The organism is Pseudomonas sp. ABFPK (assembly GCF_001586765.1).
GTDB lineage: Bacteria > Pseudomonadota > Gammaproteobacteria > Pseudomonadales > Pseudomonadaceae > Aquipseudomonas > Aquipseudomonas asiatica.
Map to the genome: position 1 here is coordinate 1 of NZ_LQXW01000035.1, position 19,147 is coordinate 19,147.

Genomic DNA, 19,147 nt, shown 5'->3' on the forward strand with positions numbered 1-19,147 from the left:
TGCGCCCGTGAGGGCAGAAAACCAAGGCTATGCCTTGGTTTTCCAATAATCAGCGGCTGAAAATCGGGGTTTTCGGCATCTCCAAGCCGTCCATTTGCGGCTGGTGGGTAACTTGTTCGGAGAATCCCTAGGGATGGTCTGAAAAAGCCCTGCCTCAGAAAAATGAACCCTTGAAATACGTGGCCTCCAGGTCAGTGATTTTCTAAAAAGTGGGCTTTTTTAGGTTGTCCCTAGAGGGGCCTGCTCTGTGGATACCAGCCAGCCTAGGCGGCCTATACAAGCTCATGCTTCCACTTGTAGCTGCTGTACAGGAATGGACGACTGTCCTCCTTTGTGGTTGCCACGACCCACAGTTTCACCTTCGTACCGACCGGATAGTCTCTAATCTTCCGCGCGCACTCGATCTTCATGGTCTGTGGGAAGGGCTGGTCACTCGCAGGACGAACGCCATTCTTGCGGCGGGCAGAATCGTAAAAGACCTCAGCAATGATCGAGATGTATTCGTCTGGGTCATGCCTAAGTTCCCAAACCATAGTAGCGCCCTCTGTATTCCGCGTGTGCCGTTACCGGAGTGAAGGCCTAGGTGGGGAACTTGTCAAAACCTCACATCCGGGTCAGCATGGCGACCCGGCCAGACGTTGACAGTTGTTGACATCGGAGGCTCGCGCGCCCCTCCAGGCGCCTTCCCTGTTAGCAAATACTAGTGCTTGGCCGTGGCTGGCCAGCCCTCGATGCGGCTGGCTAACGATTAATCCTTCACTTGATACCGCATTCAGCTAGCGCCTTGCTCAGCGAATGATCCAAGGCGTACTCACCGGTGGTACTGGCAGCCTGGTTCAGGCCTAGCGTGCGATAAATCAGCACTTTCCCGTTCTTCATCTGCGCCAGGATCTTCTCGGCCTTCTCACCGGTAGTGGCTGTGAAAGGAGACATAGCTTGGGCTGAGGCCTGGAGGGCAGCTTTGTATGTACTCTCCAGCATTTGCTGCTGTTTGGCGTCACCAGCATAGGCTTGCATGGCTTTCAACTGCCCCTCCGGAACGTAATCCACTGGAGTTTCACTTGTTGCAATGGTCCAAGCAGGGTTCTGGTCGATCCTGAACTGTACATCCCCTACTGGTACCTTGAAGCGTCCACCGCTCCGAATCCCTACTCGCAACTCCCCATTCGCCGACTCGATGTATGGGTAGTAGTGGTTCGAGACGGTAAATACGCCTCCTCCCGTGTAGAAGCTGCCTACGGTAACGCCGCAAGTTGACTTGTCAGTGAACTGGTCGGTGTCACGGACTGTTATCCACTCAACTGATGGCCGTTGACCGGTTGCGCAACCGCTCACCGCAAGTGCGAGCAACAAAATGGCAGATGTTCTCAATTTCACGTTCCTTGTTCAGCGTAGGATGTGCGGCCAATTGCCAGCAAAACAATGTATCAGGCGGCTGCCTGACTCACGCCAGGTCCGCGAGAGACCTTTCGAGGCGCGGTGTAGAGGTAGGCCATGGCAGGTTAAAGAAATAGCGCGACAGATTAGAAACAAAAATGCCCGCACAAGGCGGGCATTTTTGGAGGGGCCGAAACCAGGAAAACCTGCATCGTGCCAACAAGATCTGGTGCCGGAGACAGGAATCGAACCTGCGACCTTCGCGTTACGAGTGCGCTGCTCTACCGACTGAGCTACACCGGCGTGTAGCGCAACGTACCATTGCTCGCACCCGTTACGCAAACCCCTGTTTCCCCTAGTTTATTGCCCCACCCTCAAGGCGCCTTGCACCCCTTCGGCGCCAGGTCTTCCTCGATGTCGGTCGTACACGCCCACCCGCTAGCCGAACGTGACAGGGTCAATGCCTTGCCCAGCGCATTGGCCGGCGCATCCACCAGCGTGCAAACGATGCTCCCAGTACCATCCGCCGCCTTGCCGCTAGCCGTGATCGCACAATGCGCCGTCGCCGGCTGGCCGCCCAGCGCGGCCACATCCGGCACATCCTTCCCGTCGTTCAACCGCAGGTCCATCGCGGTCTTCAGCGCGCTGATCTCCAGCAACCCGGCCGCGGCCTTGGAGCGTGACTGGTGGTTGGTGTACATCGGTAAGGCGATGGTCGCCAGAATGCCGATGATCGCGACGACGATCATCAGTTCGATCAGGGTGATACCGCGTTGCCCTTTCATGAACGTTTTCCTTTTTGATACGCGTACTCGTTGAGGTCAGGCTCGACCCCGGCTGGCAGCGGCGCAGTAGGCCTGAACAGACACCTTTTGTCACCCCTGCCCGCTCGGGCGTCGTCTTCGCTGAACTACTCTAGTGAGCATCACGGACGCGCGCCCTTGGATGGACACGGCAAGCTGTTTCCAGGCTTGTCGCTTGGGCAGAAAAAAGGACCTTTGCATGACCCAATCCACACTCCTCTACACCTGGCACGGCACCGACGCCAACGGCGCGCCTGTCAGCGGGCAAACGTCCGGGCGCAGCCCGGCTTATGTGCGTGCCGGGCTTATCCGGCAGGGCATCAAGGTGGCCAGTTTGCGGCCTGCCGGTGGGCTGACGTTCAGTTTGCCGAAACGGCGGGCAAAGGCCGACCCGGCGGGGTTCAGTCGGCAGCTGGCGACCTTGCTCAAGGCCGGGGTGCCGCTGCTGCAGGCGTTCGAGGTGATGGGGCGCAGTGGCTGTGATGCGGCGCAGGCGGCATTGCTGGATAGATTGAAACAGGATGTGGCCTCGGGCCTGGGGCTGGCAGATGCGTTGCAGCGCCACCCGGGGTGGTTCGATGCGCTGTACTGCAACCTGGTGCGGGTGGGTGAGCAGTCCGGCACGCTCGACCGGCAGCTGGAACAGTTGGCGGGCATGCTGGAGCAGCGTCGCGTGCTGCACAAGAAGGTGCGCAAGGCGATGATCTACCCGTTGCTGCTGTTGCTGACGGGGCTGGGGGTGTCGGCGATCCTGTTGCTGGAGGTGATTCCGAAATTCGAGGGCATGTTCTCTGGCATGGGCGTGGCGTTGCCGGTATTTACCCAATGGGTGATCGACATGTCCACAGGGCTGAGCCGGTTTGCGCCGTTGTTGCTGGTGATCGGCGTGGTGCTGGGTTTTGCCATGCGCCAGCTCTACCGGCAGCACGCGCCAGCGCGCCTGTGGATATCTCGCAGGGTGCTGGGCTTGCCGGTGTTCGGTACGCTGCTGGGGCAGGCGGCGCTGGCGCGGTTTGCGCGTAGCCTGGCAACGTCCTACGCCGCCGGGGTGCCGTTGCTGGATGCGCTGGGCACGGTGGCCAGGGTCAGTGGCGGCGACCTGCATGAGCAGGCGGTGTTGCGGCTGCGCCAGGGCATGGCCAATGGGCAGGGGCTGCATCAGGCGATGGCCGCCGAGCCGCTGTTTCCGCCGCTGCTGGTGCAACTGACGGCCATCGGGGAGTCCAGCGGCACGCTGGACCAGATGCTGGAAAAAGCCGCCAGCCATTACGAGGAACAGGTCAGCCAGGCGCTGGACCAGTTGACCAGCCTGCTGGAGCCGGCCATCGTGCTGGTCCTGGGCCTGCTGGTGGGCGGCCTGGTGGTGGCGATGTACCTGCCGATCTTCCAGTTGGGTAGCTTGATCTGAACATGACTTTATGGACTTTGCTGGCTGAGCAGCCAGCGTACTTTCTCACCCTGGCCACGGTGCTCGGCCTGCTGGTGGGCAGTTTTCTCAATGTGCTGGTGTACCGCCTGCCGATCATGCTGGAGCGGCAATGGCAGCGTGAGGCGCAGGAAATGCTGGAGTTGCCGATCACGCGGCACGAGCGTTTCGACCTGTGGCTACCCGCCTCGCGCTGCCCGCATTGTGCGCATCGGATTCGCGCGTGGGAGAACATTCCGGTCATCAGCTACCTGGCCTTGCGCGGGCGTTGTTCAGCCTGCAAGACCCGCATCAGCCCGCGCTACCCATTGGTGGAGTTAGCCAGCGCGCTGCTGTCGCTGGTGGTGGCCTGGCGCTTTGGTGCTTCGCCCGAGGCCTTGCTGGCGCTGCCGCTGACCTGGTGCCTGCTGGCCCTGAGCCTGATCGATGCCGAGCACCAGTTGCTTCCGGATGCGCTGGTGCTGCCGATGCTGTGGCTGGGGCTGATCGTCAACGCCTTTGGCCTCTACGTCCCGCTGACCAGTGCGTTGTGGGGCGCGGTGGCCGGATACCTCAGCCTGTGGACGGTGTACTGGGTGTTCAAGCTGGCCACTGGCAAGGAAGGCATGGGCTATGGCGACTTCAAGCTGATGGCGCTGATCGGGGCCTGGGGTGGCTGGCAGGTGTTGCCATTGACCTTGCTGTTGTCGTCAGTGGTCGGGGCGCTGGCTGGGCTGTGCCTGTTGCGCTTGCGCCGCCATGCGATGGGCACGGCGATCCCGTTTGGCCCCTATCTGGCGATTGCGGGGTGGATTGCCGTGCTCTGGGGTGATGAAATATACGCTTCATACACAAACCTGCTTGGATTCTGATGACCACTGCGGCCTTTACCCCCTGGATTCTCGGCCTGACCGGCGGCATTGGTAGCGGCAAGAGCGCCGCTGCCGAGCGTTTCGTTGAGCTTGGCGTGCACCTGGTCGATGCCGACCAGGCGGCGCGCTGGGTGGTCGAGCCTGGCCGCCCGGCCCTGGCCAGCATCGTCGAGCGCTTTGGTGCCGGCGTACTGCAGGCGGACGGCCAACTCGATCGTTCGGCACTGCGCCAGCTGATATTCGCCGACCCGGCGCAGCGCAAATGGCTGGAGCAATTGCTGCACCCGCTGATCGGGCAGGAGATTTTCAGCTACCTGGCCAAGGCGGAGTCGCCGTATGCGGTGTATGTGTCGCCGCTGCTGATCGAGTCGGGCCAGCACCAGAAAACCCAACGGGTGCTGGTGATCGATGCGCCGCAGGAGCTGCAGGTGGCGCGTACCCTGGCGCGTGACAACACCAGTGCCGAGCAGGTGCAGGCCATTCTCAAGGCCCAGCTGGCCCGCGAGGAGCGCCTGCGCCATGCCGATGATGTGGTGGTCAATGACGGCGACCTGGCCGCGCTGCATCAGCAGATTGACCGCCTGCACCACTTTTACCTGACTTTACGAGGAGGCCAGCCATGAGCCAGCCATTGACCGTCGATTGCCCGACCTGTGGCGCACCTGTGGAATGGAACGAGAAAAGCCCGTTCCGGCCATTCTGTTCGGACCGTTGCAAGCTGATCGACCTGGGGGCCTGGGCGGCGGAGGAGCACAAGATTCCGGGGGCGGAAGAGTCCGAGGATGAGCTGTACTCGGGGGATTTGGAGCCGCGGCATTGATCCGATAGCCAAGTGGCTGTGCGGGCCTTTTCGCGGGCATGCCCGCTCCCACAGGCAACCCCACAAGCTTCAAGACTGGCGCGGTACCTGTAGGAGCGGCCTTGTGTCGCGATGGGCCGCAAAGCGGCCCTCGATTTCAGCGTTAACCCAAAGTTCGCCGGGGCTGCTCCGCAGCCCTTTCGCGACACAAGGCCGCTCCTACAAGCAAGGACCGCACCGCTGCGGTGGCCTGGTTAGTTATCGATCATCCTCCTTCCACGGCGCCTGCAGATACCGCGTGCGGTTAAAGGTTTCCAGCCACTCTGGGCAAAACACCACCAGCGCACTGATCACCGTGCCGTTGATGAACGCTTCGGGGAACATCATCAGCCACAGGTAGCCGACAAAATCGCTGAGCCACTCCGGCATGGCGAAGCGCCCGTCCAGCCACAACAGCCCCAGCGCAGCCGACAGGCAGGCCAGCACGGTCAATGCCGCCGGGAAGAACCCTGAACAGAAGATATACACAAACAGGTTCCGCGGCTGGGCGCGCTCGACCCCTATCGCGCACGCCTCGGCGATCAGCACCGGCAGGCCAACCAGCAACAAGCCATTCACCCCCAGCGCCGCCAGGTCCTGACGCCCCAGCACCAGCAAACCGAGCTGGGCCATGAATCCGCCAAGCACCGCCAGTGGCCAGTCCAGCAACAGCGTGACCGCCGTCATGCCTATGAAGTGGTACGACACACCGGTATCGAAATCGCGCCGCACCAACCACAAGGCAAACAGGCAGAACACCGTGCCAAACAGCAGATGCTGGCGGCGCCGGTCGGTGAACAGCTCAACCCAGCGCACCTGGCTGACCGCCCAGATCAGCAACGGCACATATCCCAGCCAGCCAAGCGTAAGGGTGGTGCCCGACAACACCTGCGCGCTGATCACCTGACGAATGCCCCTTTCAGCCATGTGGATAAAGCCGAGTCTACACCCATTCTCCGTTTCATTCGGTTGCGCTAGGCTGGCACCCTCACTCGATGCAGGAAGCATTGCTCATGCCGGAAGGAATCAACCTCGCCCTGCTGCTGGCAGCAGCGCTCAACGCCATCATCGGCGTACTTCACCTGGTCATCATCGCCGTCGGGCCGCGCTGGTACCGTTTGTTCGGGGCCGGCGAGCGCATGGCCGTGGCCGCCGAAAACGGCCGCTGGTACCCAGGGCTGATCACCGCAGCCATCGCCTGCGTGCTGCTGGCCTGGTCGGGGTATGCGCTGTCAGCTGCCGGGGCCATCGGGCGGTTGCCCTTGCTGCTGCCGGCCATCTGCCTGATCACCTTGGTGTACCTGGCGCGCGGCCTGCTGGGGCCGATATTGCTGGCGGGTACCGGGCGCTCGCGGCGTTTCATCGTGGTCAGTTCGCTGATCTGCCTGGGGTTTGGCCTGGTGCACCTGCTTGGGGTGGTGCAGCAATGGCCAATACTGGGCTGATTTCTGCGCACAAACAGCATCTTATCGTCATCGATTAGCAGCTAAGCTTGTCTGCATGGATGACTCAGACTACCTGCGCCTGCTTACCATCCAGGCGGAACAAGCCAATGCCTTTCTCTCCAACGCCCGCAAGTGGGAGCGGGAGCGTTGGGTGTGCCAACGCCTGTTGCAGGGGCTGAACATCCCCTATCGCAGCGAGGACTTCACCCCGGCCGGGCAAGAACCGCCAGACGTGCTGTTCCGCGACGCGGCGTTCGAGGTGTTTTTCGTGCTCGACGAGGGCCGCCGGCTCAACGATGAATGGCGCGAAGAACTGCAGCGCCGGCGCAGTGCGTTTTCCCTGGCGCAACTGGTGCGCCGCGAAGCGCGCCCGCGGCGCATCAGTGCCACCGAGCTGCTGGGGCGGCTGGCGCCGACCTTGCGCAAGAAGGCGCACAACTACCGGGAACGCGGGCTGGAGCTGAACGAGCTGGATATCATTGCCTTCGCCAGCCTCAAGCGCGAAGTGCTCGACCTCAACACCCATTTCCCGCCGCCCACCGAATATCTGCGCCAGGGCTGGCGCTCGCTGTCACTGGTCGGGCCGACATTTGCCCGGGTGCTGTTCGCCCACCCCGATGCGCCGGACTTCCTGCGCGGCAACCTGGGTCGCAGCATTGTGTTCGACGTGGGCATCAGTCTTTGATCCACTGCAGCGAGTGTTTGCGATGGCGTACACTCGGCGCCAGAGATAGAAAGCCTTATCATTTGTTTCAAGCGCTTGCGTGAACGCTGTAGCGTTTACGCAGTCCCAAACGTCTACCTGACGAGGCCCCACCATGACCAGCCGCCTGAATCCGGAAGATCAGCGTCGTGTCGATGAGTATCTGCGAGCCCCCCAGCACCAAGTCGAGCGCAGGCCCTTCCGGCCGTGGCTGCTCCTTGTGCTGGTGGTGGCCGTGACCATCGGGTTGGGTCTCATCAGCCGCCTGCTCAGTGGACTGGTGCTATGAGCTGCTTCGCGCTCGCCCTCCCCTCGTGCAGTTTGCGGCCGGCCCCCGGGGCCACGAATTCCGTAAACCTTATGAGATATCCCCATGACTCATCGCATCGTGATTGTCGGCGGCGGCGCCGGCGGCCTGGAACTGGCGACCCGCCTGGGTAAAAGCCTGGGCAAGCGCAAGCAGGCCGAGATCACCCTGGTCGACGCCAACCTCACGCACATCTGGAAGCCTCTGCTGCACGAAGTGGCCGCCGGCTCGCTGAACTCCTCGGAAGACGAACTGAACTACGTGGCCCAGGCCAAGTGGAACCACTTCAACTTCCAGTTGGGGCGCATGAGCGGCCTGGACCGTGAAGGCAAACAGATTCAACTGGCCGCCACCCTCGACGAAGAGGGCCGCGAGCTGCTGCCTGCGCGCACCCTGGGCTACGACACGCTGGTCATTGCCGTGGGTTCCAACACCAACGACTTCGGCACCCTGGGCGCGGCGCAGCACTGCCTGTTCCTCGACACCCGCAAGCAGGCCGAGCGTTTCCACCAGCAGTTGCTCAACCACTACCTGCGTGCCCATGCCGGTGATGTGGCCAGCGAGAAAATCAGCGTGGCCATCGTCGGTGCCGGTGCCACCGGTGTGGAGCTGGCAGCCGAGCTGCACCACGCGGCGCACGAACTGGCGGCCTATGGCCTGGACCGCATCCAGCCCAAGGACATGCACATCACCATTATCGAGGCCGGCCCGCGCGTATTGCCGGCGCTGCCAGAGCGCATCAGCGTGCCGGTGCACAAGACCCTGGAAAAGCTCGGGGTGAAGGTGATGACCAATGCCGCCGTCAGTGAAGTGACCGAGGATGGCCTGAAAACCAAGGACGGTGAAGTGATCCAGGCCAGTTTGAAAGTGTGGGCGGCTGGTATCCGTGCGCCGGCGTTCCTCAAGGACATCGATGGCCTGGAAACCAACCGCATCAACCAGCTGGTGGTACGCCCTACCCTGCAGACCACGCGCGATGACAACATCTTTGCCTTCGGTGACTGCGCCGCCTGCCCGCAACCGGGTAGCGACCGCAACGTGCCGCCACGTGCCCAGGCGGCGCACCAGCAGGCCTCAATGCTGGCGCAGAGTTTGAAGGCGCGGCTGGAGAACAAGGCGCTGCCGACCTATGAGTACAAGGACTACGGTTCGCTGGTGTCGCTGTCGCGCTTCTCGGCGGTGGGCAACCTGATGGGTAACCTGATGGGCAGCGTGAAGCTGGAGGGCTGGCTGGCGCGGATGTTCTACGTGTCGCTGTACCGGATGCACCAGATGGCGTTGTACGGGTTCTTCCGTACGGCGTTGATGATGCTGGGTAGCAAGATTGGCCGAGGTACCGAGCCGCGCCTGAAACTGCACTGACAGGCACTTGCTCCTACAGGCACGGCACTGCCCTGTAGGAGCAGCCTTGTGCTGCGAAGAGGCCGGTACGACAGTAGATTTTCTTTGGCAACAATGGCCTTTTCGCAGCACAAGGCTGCTCCTACAAGGGGTTGTGTTGCTGTGCGGAGCAGGCAAAAAAAAGGGCATCTCATGCGAGATGCCCTTTTTTTCATGGTGGGTCGTGTAGGATTCGAACCTACGACCAATTGGTTAAAAGCCAACTGCTCTACCAACTGAGCTAACGACCCGGAAATGGTCGGGGTGAGGGGATTCGAACTCCTGACATCCTGCTCCCAAAGCAGGCGCGCTACCGGACTGCGCTACACCCCGTGATACTTAAAGAAAAAGGGCATCTCGCTTGAGATGCCCTTTTTACATGGTGGGTCGTGTAGGATTCGAACCTACGACCAATTGGTTAAAAGCCAACTGCTCTACCAACTGAGCTAACGACCCGGAAAATGGTCGGGGTGAGGGGATTCGAACTCCTGACATCCTGCTCCCAAAGCAGGCGCGCTACCGGACTGCGCTACACCCCGAGATTGGCTCCGCGACCTGGACTCGAACCAGGGACCCAATGATTAACAGTCATTTGCTCTACCGACTGAGCTATCGCGGAACTGAACTTCGGTACATCTTTACAGCTTCGAAGCTTGTGTTAGCTTCGGTCTCTTTGGCTATCCGCTTTCGCGTTGTAGCTGCTGAGGCCGGCTATTCTACATTCTTCGTTTTGCTTGTCAACCACTTTTTTTCATTCAACTTACTGATTTGTAAGTTGTTTTGCGGTCACCGATGTTGCTGGTGATTCGCTTAGTGCCTGACAACGCGGCGTATATTAGGGGCACCCGATTTTAGATGCAAGCAAAAATTTCAAAAATTTCAGCTAGTTATCCAGGAGGCCGGAAAGGCCCGGATTTGCTGGGGCTGTGAGGGCCCCTTCGCGGGCATGCCCGCTCCCACAGGTACTGCACTGGTCCTCGGAATGTGTGTGAGGCCTGGGAGATACAGGCAAAAAAAAAGCCCCGCAGATGCGGGGCTCATGGTGAAACAGATCAGCCGAAGACGATTTCGTCGCCTTCCACCTTGGCGGTAATCGCCGTGCCCGGCATGAACTTGCCTGCCAGGATCAACTGCGCCAACGGGTTTTCGATCCAGCGCTGGATCGCACGCTTCAGTGGCCGTGCGCCGTATACCGGGTCGTAACCCACGGCAATCAGCTTGTCCAATGCCTCCGGGCTCAGGCTCAGCGACAGTTCGCGCTCCAGCAGACGGCTGCGCAGGCGGCCCAGCTGGATTTCGGTAATGCCGGCAATCTGCTCGCGGCCCAGTGGCTCGAATACCACCACTTCGTCGATACGGTTGATGAACTCCGGACGGAAGTGCGAACCCACCGCATCCATCACCGCCGCACGCTGTGCCTCACGGTCACCCACCAGTTCCTGGATCTGCGCCGAGCCCAGGTTGGAGGTCATCACGATCACGGTGTTGCGGAAGTCCACGGTGCGCCCGTGGCTGTCGGTCAGGCGGCCATCTTCCAGCACCTGCAGCAGCACGTTGAACACATCCGGGTGGGCCTTCTCCACCTCGTCCAGCAGCACCACCGAGTATGGCTTGCGCCGTACCGCCTCGGTCAGGTAACCGCCCTCTTCATACCCCACATAGCCTGGTGGGGCACCGATCAGGCGAGCCACGGAATGCTTCTCCATGAACTCGGACATGTCGATGCGCACCATTGCCTCTTCGGTGTCGAACAGGAATTCGGCCAGCGCCTTGCACAGCTCGGTCTTGCCCACCCCGGTCGGGCCGAGGAACAGGAACGAACCACTCGGCCGGTTCGGGTCGGACAGCCCGGCACGCGAACGGCGCACCGCGTTGGCCACGGCGGTTACCGCCTCGTTCTGGCCGATCACACGCTGGTGCAGCAGCTCTTCCATCTTCAGCAGCTTTTCACGCTCGCCTTCGAGCATCTTGGCCACCGGGATACCGGTCCACTTCGAGACCACTTCGGCAATTTCTTCCTCGGTCACCTTGTTACGCAGCAACTGGTTTTCGGTCTTGCCGTGCTGGTCGACCATCTGCAGGCTGCGCTCCAGGTCCGGGATCACTCCGTACTGCAGCTCGGCCATGCGGCTCAGGTCGCCTTTGCGACGGGCGGTCTCCAGCTCCTGGCGGGCCTGCTCGATCTTTTGCTGGATCTGCGCCGAGCCCTGCACCTCAGCCTTCTCGGAGGCCCAGATTTCTTCCAGGTCGGCGTATTCCCGCTCCAACCGGTCGATTTCCTCGGTCAGTTTCTCCAGGCGTTTTTTCGCCGCTTCGTCTTCTTCCTTCTTCAGCGCCTGCGACTCCACCTTCAGCTGGATCAGGCGACGGTCGAGGCGGTCGAGCACTTCCGGCTTGGAGTCGATCTCCATGCGGATGCGGCTGGCCGCTTCGTCGATCAGGTCAATGGCCTTGTCCGGCAGCTGACGGTCGGTGATGTAGCGGTGGCTGAGCTTGGCCGCAGCAATGATGGCACCGTCGGTGATGGCCACCTTGTGGTGCACTTCATAGCGCTCTTTCAGGCCACGCAGGATGGCGATGGTGTCTTCCTCGCTCGGCTCCTCGACCAGCACCTTCTGGAAGCGGCGCTCCAGGGCAGCATCCTTTTCGATGAACTGGCGGTACTCGTTCAGCGTGGTGGCGCCAACGCAGTGCAGCTCGCCACGAGCCAGGGCCGGCTTGAGCATGTTGCCGGCGTCCATGGCGCCCTCGCCCTTGCCGGCGCCGACCATGGTGTGCAGTTCGTCGATGAACAGGATGATCTGGCCTTCCTGCTTGGACAGCTCGTTCAGCAGGCCTTTGAGGCGTTCTTCGAACTCGCCGCGGTACTTGGCACCGGCAATCAGCGCGCCCATGTCCAGCGCCAGCAGGCGCTTGCCCTTCAGGCCGTCCGGCACTTCACCATTGATGATGCGCTGGGCCAGGCCTTCGGCGATGGCGGTTTTACCTACGCCAGGCTCACCGATCAGCACCGGGTTGTTCTTGGTACGGCGTTGCAGTACCTGTACGGTACGGCGAATTTCGTCGTCACGGCCAATCACCGGGTCCAGCTTGCCTTCTTCGGCACGCTTGGTCAGGTCGACGGTGTACTTGTCCAGCGCCTGGCGCGATTCCTCTGCGTTGGCGTCATTGACCGCCGCACCGCCGCGCAGGTTGTTGATGGCGTTTTCCAGGGCCTTCTTGCTCACGCCCTGGCTCAACAACAGCTTGCCGAGCTTGCTGTTCTCGTCCATGGCAGCCAGCAGCACAAGTTCGCTGGAAATGAACTGGTCGCCCTTCTGCTGGGCCAGGCGGTCGGCCTGGTTGAGCAGGCGCGCCAAGTCCTGCGACATGTTCACGTCGCCGGTGGGGTTCTGGATTTTCGGCAGCTGGTCGAGTTCTTTCACCAGTGCCTGGCGCAGGCTGTTGATGTCGAAGCCTACCTGCATCAGCAGCGGCTTGATCGAACCGCCCTGCTGCTCGAGCAATGCCTGCAACAGGTGCACCGGCTCGATGGCAGGGTGATCCATGCCAACCGCCAGGGATTGGGCATCGGATATCGCAAGCTGCAGCTTGCTGGTCAAACGGTCTATTCGCATGGGGATACCTTCCTTTTAAAGGGCAGGTCGGAGCGATGGACAGCGCCTGTTTGTGAAGAAACCTGCCTGAGATGACCTTATAGATAAGGCTGATTCTGGAAGATTCAAGCGTAGCGGGGTTGACCAGGATCAACCTGTTGGATTAGTGCTGGGCCATTCGCGGGCATGCCCGCTCCCACAAGTACTGCTCCGCTCTCACGGCCTGTGATTATCCTGTGGGAGCGGGTTCACCCGCGAAAAGGCCGGTGCAGGCTAGCGCGGTTCCAGCCACACAAGGGAAGCAAAACGCCCCCCCTGCGGAGTACGACGATAGGAGAAGAACCGCTCGTCGCTGACCGTGCACAAGCCACCGCCATGAACAGCAGTCACCCCACGCGCCGCCAAACGAATACGCGCCAGCTCATAGATGTCGGCCATCAACTTGCCCGGCCGGGCACCATCGACAAAGGCCCTGGCCGCTTCCGGGTGCACCGCCGTAAAGGCATCACGCACTTCCAGCCCCACTTCGAACGCCTGTGGGCCAATCGCCGGCCCCAGCCACACCAGCACCTCTTCGGGTGGCAGTGCCAGGCGATCCAAGGTGGCCTCCAGCACACCACCGGCCAGCCCGCGCCAGCCAGCATGCGCGGCCGCCACGCGGGTACCGGCCCGGTCGCAGAACAGCGCTGGCAGGCAATCGGCAGTCATCACGGTGCAGGCAATGCCAGGCTGGTCGGTCCAGCTGGCGTCGGCCTCGGCCACCACGGCCGGGTCGGCATTTGCTACCACCAGCCCATGCACCTGCTTGAGCCAGGCCGGCTGGATGGCGAATTCGTCGCTCAGGCGACGACGGTTCTCGGCCACCGCGACAGGGTCGTCCCCTACATGGTCGCCAAGGTTGAAGGTTTCATAGGGCGGCAGGCTGATGCCGCCCTGGCGAGTGGTGACACAGGCGCGCACCGAGGCCGGGGCCGGCCAGTCGGGGAACAGCAGCGACTGAGTCAGGCCACTCATCCGATAAAGCTCTCGCGGTCCTGGTTCAGCAGCGACAGCAACCAGACGAAGTCATCCGGCAGCGGCGATTCCCATTCCATGCGCTCACCGGTGGTCGGGTGTACCAGCGCCAGGAAGCGTGCGTGCAGGGCCTGACGCGGGAAGGTCTTCACCGCCTCGACCATGGTCGGGCTGGCTGCCGGCGGAATGCGGAAGCGGCCGCCGTAGGTCTGGTCGCCGACCAGCGGGTAGCCGACATGAGCCATGTGCACGCGGATCTGGTGGGTACGGCCGGTTTCCAGCTTCACCCGCACATGGGTGTGCGAGCGGAAGCGTTTGAGCACACGGTAGTGGCTGATCGCAGGCTTGCCGCCGTCGGTGACTGCCATGCGCTGGCGCATGCCGCCGTGGCGGCCGATGGGCGCGTCGATCTTGCCACCGGCAGTCACCACACCAACCACGATGCATTCATAAATGCGGCTGACCGAGCGCTTTTGCAGCTGGTCGACCAGGTTGGTCTGCGCCTGCAGGGTCTTGGCCACCACCATCAGGCCGGTGGTGTCCTTGTCCAGGCGGTGCACGATGCCGGCGCGCGGCACGTTGATGATGTCGGGCACATGGTGCAGCAGCGCGTTCAGCAAGGTGCCGCTGGCATGCCCGGCAGCCGGGTGCACAACCAGGCCGGCAGGCTTGTTGATCACCAGGATCTGGTCGTCTTCATAGACGATGTCCAGCGCGATGTCCTCGGCCTCCCACTCGCCCTGGGCCTCTTGCTCGGCCTCCAGGGCCAGCACGGCGCCACCATGGACGGTGTCACGCGGGCGCAGGACCGCGCCATCGACCGTCAGGCGGCCTTCTTTGATCCAGGTAGTCAGCCGCGAGCGCGAATACTCGTCGAACAATTGGGCGGCGACCTGGTCGAGGCGTTGACCGCCCAGTTCGGACGGGACCTCTGCGCTAAGTTGAATGATCTCGGACATGCTCGATTCGGCGGGCGCACAGCCTTTGGTTTCGGCTGCGAGCTTGTGGTTAAATACGGCTTCTTTTGTCCCGGGGTTGGCCGGGGCGCTCATCATAACAGGACGGCACCGCCCAAGACAGCGGCCGTCAAAGGGACGCAAGCCGCCATGCAAGTGAAACACCTGCTGCTGATCGCCATCCTCGGGCTCACCGCGGCCTGTTCCTCCAATAAGGAAGTGATCGACGAGAACCTCAGCGAGGCCGAGCTGTATCAGCAGGCGCAAGCTGACCTGGACAACTCCAGCTACACCAGCGCCGTGAACAAGCTCAAGGCCCTGGAGTCGCGCTACCCGTTCGGCCGCTATGCCGACCAGGCGCAGCTCGAGCTGATCTACGCCAACTACAAGAACTCCGAGCCCGAGGCTGCCAAGTCGGCTGCCGAGCGCTTCATCCGCCTGCACCCGCAGCACCCGAACGTCGACTACGCCTACTACCTCAAGGGCCTGACCTCGTTCGACCAGGACCGTGGCCTGGTGGCGCGCTTCCTGCCGCTGGACATGACCAAGCGTGACCCGGGTGCTGCCCGCGACTCGTACAACGAGTTCGCCCAGCTGACCAGCCGCTTCCCCAACAGCCGCTACGCGCCCGATGCCAAGCAGCGCATGATCTACCTGCGCAACCTGCTGGCGTCGTACGAAATCCATGTGGCCGACTACTACCTGAGCCGCCAGGCCTATGTAGCCGCTGCCAACCGTGGCCGCTACGTGGTGGAGAACTTCCAGGAAACCCCATCGGTCGGCGACGGCCTGGCGGTGATGGTCGAGGCGTACCAGAAGATGCACCTGGACGAACTGGCCGCCACCAGCCTGGAAACCCTCAAACTCAACTACCCGGACCACCCGAGCCTGGTAGATGGCGAGTTCCAGCCAAAGCAGACCGAGTCTGACGGCCGCGGCTGGCTGTCCAAGGCGACCCTGGGCCTGATCGAAACCGAAACCCCGCTGCCACCGGGCGAAACCCGCGCCAACCAGGACGTGGTCAAGCAGTTCCAGGATGCACGTGACGAGATGCCGCGTGAGCTGCTGCCAACTGACGAGAACGGTGACCCGATCGTGCCGGAAGGGCCGAAGGAAGCCGAGAAGGACCGTTCCTGGTTCAGCTACATGACCTTTGGTCTGTTCGACTGATACGTAGCGGTACATGAAAGGGAGGCCCTGGGCCTCCCTTTTTTATTGGCCGCGTCCTAGACTGTCGGCTTCTTCAACCGACAAGCTGGACACCATGGTTCGCCTACTTTTCTGGATCGCCCTGATCGCCGCAGCGTTCTGGCTGTGGCGCAAGTTCAAAGCCAGCCAACAGTCGCACCCCGAGGCCAAGCTGGATGCGCCGCTGAAGATGGTACGCTGCGCCCATTGCGGCGTGCACCTGCCCAATGACCGGGCATTGCAGCAGGGCAACGAGTGGTACTGCAGCCAGGCGCACCTGCAGCAGGGGCCTGGCCGCCAAGACTGAATTCAAATCTCCACTGGCTTCTTCGCGGGTAAACCCGCTCCCACAGGGATCGCACAGTTTTCGAAACCTGTGCTCTACCCGCGAAGAGGCCCTCAGCCCAGCCGCCCGGTTGGCGCATAGGGCGCCGGGTCGATGATCGGCTCGGCCCCGGTCAGCAAGTCGGTAAACAGCTGGCACGAAGCCGGCGCCAGCACCAGCCCGTTGCGGTAATGCCCGCAGTTCAGCCACAACCCCGCATGCCCCGGCACCGGCCCGATATACGGAATACCTTCCGGCGACCCCGGCCGCAGCCCGGCCCAGTGCGCCACCACCGTCCCCCCCTCGAGCTCAGGCAACAATTCCACCGCCGAGGCCTTCAGGCTCTCCAACGCCTCCTCGGTCGGCGTCTTGTCGTACCCGGCATGCTCCAGCGTGCTACCCACCAGAATATGCCCGTCACGCCGCGGGATCGCATAGCGCCCCTTGGCCAGCACCATGCTCGGCAGGAAGTCTTCGGCACATTTGAACAAAATCATCTGGCCCTTCACCGGTTCCACCGGCAACTCCAGGCCGAGCGTACGCAGCAGGTCGCCACTCCACGCGCCAGCACTGAGCACCACCTCATCCGCCGCCAGAACGCCGTCTGCCGTCTGCACCCCGGTCACGCGACCGCCTTGCTGGACAAAACCGGTAACCTGGCAGTGCTCACGCAAGGTCACGTTGGGCAACGCCAGCAACGCCGCCTTGAGCGACTTCACCAGGCGCGGGTTGCGCACGTTGGCCACGCCGGCCATGTAGATGGCACGCTTGAAGCCCGGGCCCAGCACCGGCACCGCGTCATAGGCCGCCGAAATATCCACGGCACTCAGCGGCCGCTGCTCACGCTCGGCCCAGGCCAGCGCTTCGGCCTCGTCGTCCAGGTCGAGCCAGTACAGGCCCGTGGTGTGCACTTCGGGGTCGACGCCGGTGCTGGCGAACAAACGCTCGCCCAGCTGCGGATAAAAGTCTTGCGACCAGTGTGCCAGGGCGGTCACGGCCGGGCTGTAACGCCACGGGTACAACGGCGAGACGATGCCACCGCCAGCCCAGGACGACTCGCGGCCGACTTCCCCCTGATCGCACACCACCACCTGCCCGACCTTCGCCGCCAGGTTGAATGCCGTCAGCAGGCCGATCACCCCGCCGCCGACCACCACTACTTGCTTGCTCATCTGTCGATCCAACACCTGAAGTAAATCCGCGATGCACCGGGCATCATTCAATCTTCAGCTTCCCCAGCAGTGCACGCTGTCTTCGACGGCACCCGGATTGCGCTGCACGCCGGCCTGGTCGAGCTGGAAATCGCCACAGCGGTCCTGCGCCATCAGCCCGCTCGGCAGCCGCCGGGCGCGCAGCGTGAAGGTGTCGCTGTCGCGCTGGGCCTGCAGGCTGTAATAGCGGGTACCGTCGGGCAACGCCGGGTCGCCCTCGGCGTATTGGCCAGTGCGTACGCGGTGGCGCTCCAGGCGCAGGGCGGCATCATGCAGCAGGCCAACCACTTCGCTGCGCGCGGCTCGCCGTAGCTGGTCGCTGTAACTGGGGTAGGCAATGGCTGCCAGAATGCCGGTCACGGCCAGCACAATCAACAACTCGATCAGGCTCAAACCTTGCTGCATGTCAGTCTCCTCGCAATCTCTGCCGCCAGGCAATGCGCCGGGTTGTGTCGCCGTCCATGGCGTAGACCGCTTCCAGAACATGCCGCGACTGGGTTTGCAGGCTGACGGCGGTGACGCGGTACAGGGTGACCTGCTGCCCTTCCGGCATATGCGCCGCGTGTTCGCTGGTACCCAGATTCTGCAAATGGAAATAGCCGGTTCGCGTACGCTGCCACTGCCCGCTCAGGTCATGCGGTCGAGCGGGTGGCGGGCACGCCTCGCAAGGGTCGGGGGAAGCCCGCTCGAGCTCGCCTGCCCCTGCCAGCAGCGTGGCCTCGGCCTGCTCCAGCGCCAGCAGGCCTTCGCTCAGGTAGCCGGTCATTCGCGTTTGCGCCAGCGCATCACGCAGGGCGGACGCCGCAAGCAGCCCAAGCAGCAGGCTCAGGACCAAGGCCAACAACAGGACTATGCCACGCTGACGATTCATGAGGCCGGCACCGGGTTGCGGATTGCGACGCTCAGTTCATGGTGCTGTTCAAGTTCGAGCCTGGGTTCGTAAAGCGTCAGGGCAATATCCACCCCCTCACCCTGTGCCATTTGCACACGCTGGAAACGTATTGAGCGCACATTTTCAACCAGCGGCTGGAAGTTGCTTTTGTTGCGTTTGAATCTCAGCGTATTGCCCTGGAGTTGGTAGACATATCTGCTGATGGGGTAAACCTGTGGGTAGCCCTCCTTCAACTCATCGTCCACAGACACTTTGCTAGTACAGTCCGTGTGCAGGAACCACTGCGGGGCCCCGGCTTGCCCAGGTAACTCCGCAACGACCAGGCTAAGGGTGGATGCTTCGACTTCCATCGGCCGGGCGAATGCGTGCTCTGCGCTCGAACTGCCGAAGTGCTTTGGCCGCAGTCGCAGGCAGCCAAACATCCCGGTCATGCGGATATCCTGGGCCATTCGCAGCAATGCCAGGCGTGCCTCATCCTGCATGCGTACTGCCGTGCTTTGCAGCCGCCAGGTATGGTGGGCCGAGGCGAATAGCTGGCTGGCCGCCGTCAACAGCAGCAACCCGATGGTCAGCGCCAGCATCACCTCAAGCAAGCCGAAACCACGCTGGCCGCGACTCATGGCCGCCCCCTTTCATGCTCACTGTGCGCCGCCATTGCCGCCTGTCCATCGCGGCGCGCGTTCTCCGCAGCCTGCAATGCCTGCAGTTGCAGGCCTGCCGCTGCGAACATACCCACAGCCACCACTACCACCGCCAATAACACTTCCAGAAGCGTCATGCCCCGCTGTCTTGCGTGCATCCCTGCACCTCCTGCGACTTTTCCTGCAATTGCATT

The 19,147-nt window shown here is 62.3% G+C and carries 21 protein-coding genes and 6 tRNA genes; 10 read left to right on the forward strand and 17 right to left on the reverse strand.

Going from position 1 to position 19,147, the window contains the following annotated elements; all coding sequences use genetic code 11:
- Positions 1-756: 756 nt before the first annotated feature.
- The 3 genes from WM94_RS20745 to WM94_RS20755 all read right to left on the reverse strand — a co-directional run bounded on the left by WM94_RS20745 (position 757) and on the right by WM94_RS20755 (position 2,162).
- Positions 757-1,377 carry a hypothetical protein gene (locus tag WM94_RS20745; RefSeq protein WP_256207032.1) on the reverse strand — a complete coding sequence of 207 codons (621 nt, stop codon included), beginning with the start codon at positions 1,375-1,377 and terminating at the stop codon, positions 757-759.
- 227 nt (positions 1,378-1,604) lie between these two features.
- Positions 1,605-1,680, reverse strand: a tRNA-Thr gene (locus WM94_RS20750).
- 71 nt (positions 1,681-1,751) lie between these two features.
- Complete coding sequence (locus WM94_RS20755) at positions 1,752-2,162, reverse strand: pilin (RefSeq protein ID WP_061552029.1); 411 nt, start codon at positions 2,160-2,162, stop codon at positions 1,752-1,754.
- A 217-nt stretch (positions 2,163-2,379) separates the two neighbouring features.
- On the opposite strand from WM94_RS20755, the gene WM94_RS20760 reads away from it, so the two are divergent.
- The 4 genes from WM94_RS20760 to yacG are packed head-to-tail and all read left to right on the forward strand — an operon-like array spanning position 2,380 to position 5,277.
- Complete coding sequence (locus tag WM94_RS20760; protein WP_061552030.1) at positions 2,380-3,588, forward strand: type II secretion system F family protein; 1,209 nt, start codon at positions 2,380-2,382, stop codon at positions 3,586-3,588.
- Between the two features lie 2 nt (positions 3,589-3,590).
- Positions 3,591-4,457: an A24 family peptidase gene (locus WM94_RS20765; protein WP_061552031.1), complete on the forward strand. Its 867-nt coding sequence runs from the start codon at positions 3,591-3,593 to the stop codon at positions 4,455-4,457.
- A complete protein-coding gene (gene coaE / locus WM94_RS20770) occupies positions 4,457-5,080 on the forward strand; it encodes a dephospho-CoA kinase (protein WP_013970769.1) in 624 nt (207 codons plus the stop codon). Before WM94_RS20765 ends, coaE begins: the two co-directional genes overlap by 1 nt.
- Positions 5,077-5,277 (forward strand): DNA gyrase inhibitor YacG, encoded by a 201-nt coding sequence (yacG, locus tag WM94_RS20775; protein ID WP_003260624.1) that lies wholly within the window; start codon positions 5,077-5,079, stop codon positions 5,275-5,277. The genes coaE and yacG overlap by 4 nt, the downstream gene beginning before the upstream one ends.
- Positions 5,278-5,514: 237 nt before the next feature.
- Here the strand turns inward: yacG and WM94_RS20780 are convergent, their stop codons facing one another.
- Positions 5,515-6,222, reverse strand: a complete 708-nt coding sequence (locus tag WM94_RS20780; RefSeq protein ID WP_061552032.1) for an energy-coupling factor ABC transporter permease — start codon at positions 6,220-6,222, stop codon at positions 5,515-5,517.
- 86 nt (positions 6,223-6,308) lie between these two features.
- Between WM94_RS20780 and WM94_RS20785 the strand changes: the two genes are divergently transcribed.
- From WM94_RS20785 to WM94_RS20800, 4 genes are all read left to right on the forward strand, one after another.
- Positions 6,309-6,740 (forward strand): hypothetical protein, encoded by a 432-nt coding sequence (locus tag WM94_RS20785; RefSeq protein ID WP_015268860.1) that lies wholly within the window; start codon positions 6,309-6,311, stop codon positions 6,738-6,740.
- Between the two features lie 55 nt (positions 6,741-6,795).
- Positions 6,796-7,425, forward strand: coding sequence for a DUF1780 domain-containing protein (locus WM94_RS20790; RefSeq protein ID WP_013970766.1), 630 nt, complete (start codon positions 6,796-6,798; stop codon positions 7,423-7,425).
- 133 nt (positions 7,426-7,558) lie between these two features.
- Positions 7,559-7,732: a DUF3094 family protein gene (locus tag WM94_RS20795; protein WP_013970765.1), complete on the forward strand. Its 174-nt coding sequence runs from the start codon at positions 7,559-7,561 to the stop codon at positions 7,730-7,732.
- An 84-nt stretch (positions 7,733-7,816) separates the two neighbouring features.
- Positions 7,817-9,112, forward strand: a complete 1,296-nt coding sequence (locus WM94_RS20800; protein ID WP_003260618.1) for an NAD(P)/FAD-dependent oxidoreductase — start codon at positions 7,817-7,819, stop codon at positions 9,110-9,112.
- Between the two features lie 193 nt (positions 9,113-9,305).
- Here WM94_RS20800 and WM94_RS20805 read toward each other — a convergent pair.
- From WM94_RS20805 to rluD, 8 genes are all read right to left on the reverse strand, one after another.
- Positions 9,306-9,381, reverse strand: a tRNA-Lys gene (locus WM94_RS20805).
- A 5-nt stretch (positions 9,382-9,386) separates the two neighbouring features.
- Positions 9,387-9,463: transfer RNA gene (locus WM94_RS20810), tRNA-Pro, on the reverse strand.
- 47 nt (positions 9,464-9,510) lie between these two features.
- Positions 9,511-9,586 (reverse strand) — tRNA-Lys (locus tag WM94_RS20815).
- A gap of 6 nt (positions 9,587-9,592) precedes the next feature.
- Positions 9,593-9,669, reverse strand: a tRNA-Pro gene (locus tag WM94_RS20820).
- 4 nt (positions 9,670-9,673) lie between these two features.
- Positions 9,674-9,749 (reverse strand) — tRNA-Asn (locus tag WM94_RS20825).
- Positions 9,750-10,182: 433 nt separating this feature from the next.
- Positions 10,183-12,747: an ATP-dependent chaperone ClpB gene (gene clpB, locus WM94_RS20830; protein WP_015268858.1), complete on the reverse strand. Its 2,565-nt coding sequence runs from the start codon at positions 12,745-12,747 to the stop codon at positions 10,183-10,185.
- 252 nt (positions 12,748-12,999) lie between these two features.
- Positions 13,000-13,740 (reverse strand): peptidoglycan editing factor PgeF, encoded by a 741-nt coding sequence (pgeF, locus tag WM94_RS20835; protein WP_013970763.1) that lies wholly within the window; start codon positions 13,738-13,740, stop codon positions 13,000-13,002.
- Positions 13,737-14,699 carry a 23S rRNA pseudouridine(1911/1915/1917) synthase RluD gene (gene rluD / locus WM94_RS20840; RefSeq protein ID WP_015268856.1) on the reverse strand — a complete coding sequence of 321 codons (963 nt, stop codon included), beginning with the start codon at positions 14,697-14,699 and terminating at the stop codon, positions 13,737-13,739. Before rluD ends, pgeF begins: the two co-directional genes overlap by 4 nt.
- A 147-nt stretch (positions 14,700-14,846) precedes the next feature.
- Here rluD and WM94_RS20845 point away from each other — a divergent pair, with 147 nt between their 5' ends.
- Entirely contained in the window at positions 14,847-15,866 is a 1,020-nt protein-coding gene (locus WM94_RS20845) for an outer membrane protein assembly factor BamD (RefSeq protein ID WP_013970761.1), read from the forward strand.
- A 94-nt stretch (positions 15,867-15,960) separates the two neighbouring features.
- Entirely contained in the window at positions 15,961-16,191 is a 231-nt protein-coding gene (locus WM94_RS20850; RefSeq protein ID WP_013970760.1) for a PP0621 family protein, read from the forward strand.
- 92 nt (positions 16,192-16,283) lie between these two features.
- Here the strand turns inward: WM94_RS20850 and thiO are convergent, their stop codons facing one another.
- The 5 genes from thiO to WM94_RS20875 are packed head-to-tail and all read right to left on the reverse strand — an operon-like array spanning position 16,284 to position 19,111.
- Entirely contained in the window at positions 16,284-17,381 is a 1,098-nt protein-coding gene (gene thiO, locus WM94_RS20855) for a glycine oxidase ThiO (protein WP_061552033.1), read from the reverse strand.
- A gap of 54 nt (positions 17,382-17,435) precedes the next feature.
- Entirely contained in the window at positions 17,436-17,825 is a 390-nt protein-coding gene (locus tag WM94_RS20860) for a type IV pilin protein (RefSeq protein ID WP_013970758.1), read from the reverse strand.
- 1 nt (position 17,826) lies between these two features.
- Entirely contained in the window at positions 17,827-18,291 is a 465-nt protein-coding gene (locus WM94_RS20865) for a hypothetical protein (protein ID WP_061552034.1), read from the reverse strand.
- Positions 18,288-18,932 carry a PilW family protein gene (locus WM94_RS20870; RefSeq protein ID WP_061552035.1) on the reverse strand — a complete coding sequence of 215 codons (645 nt, stop codon included), beginning with the start codon at positions 18,930-18,932 and terminating at the stop codon, positions 18,288-18,290. Before WM94_RS20870 ends, WM94_RS20865 begins: the two co-directional genes overlap by 4 nt.
- Positions 18,929-19,111 carry a prepilin-type N-terminal cleavage/methylation domain-containing protein gene (locus WM94_RS20875; protein WP_024086213.1) on the reverse strand — a complete coding sequence of 61 codons (183 nt, stop codon included), beginning with the start codon at positions 19,109-19,111 and terminating at the stop codon, positions 18,929-18,931. The genes WM94_RS20870 and WM94_RS20875 overlap by 4 nt, the downstream gene beginning before the upstream one ends.
- Between the last annotated feature and the right edge of the window lie 36 nt (positions 19,112-19,147).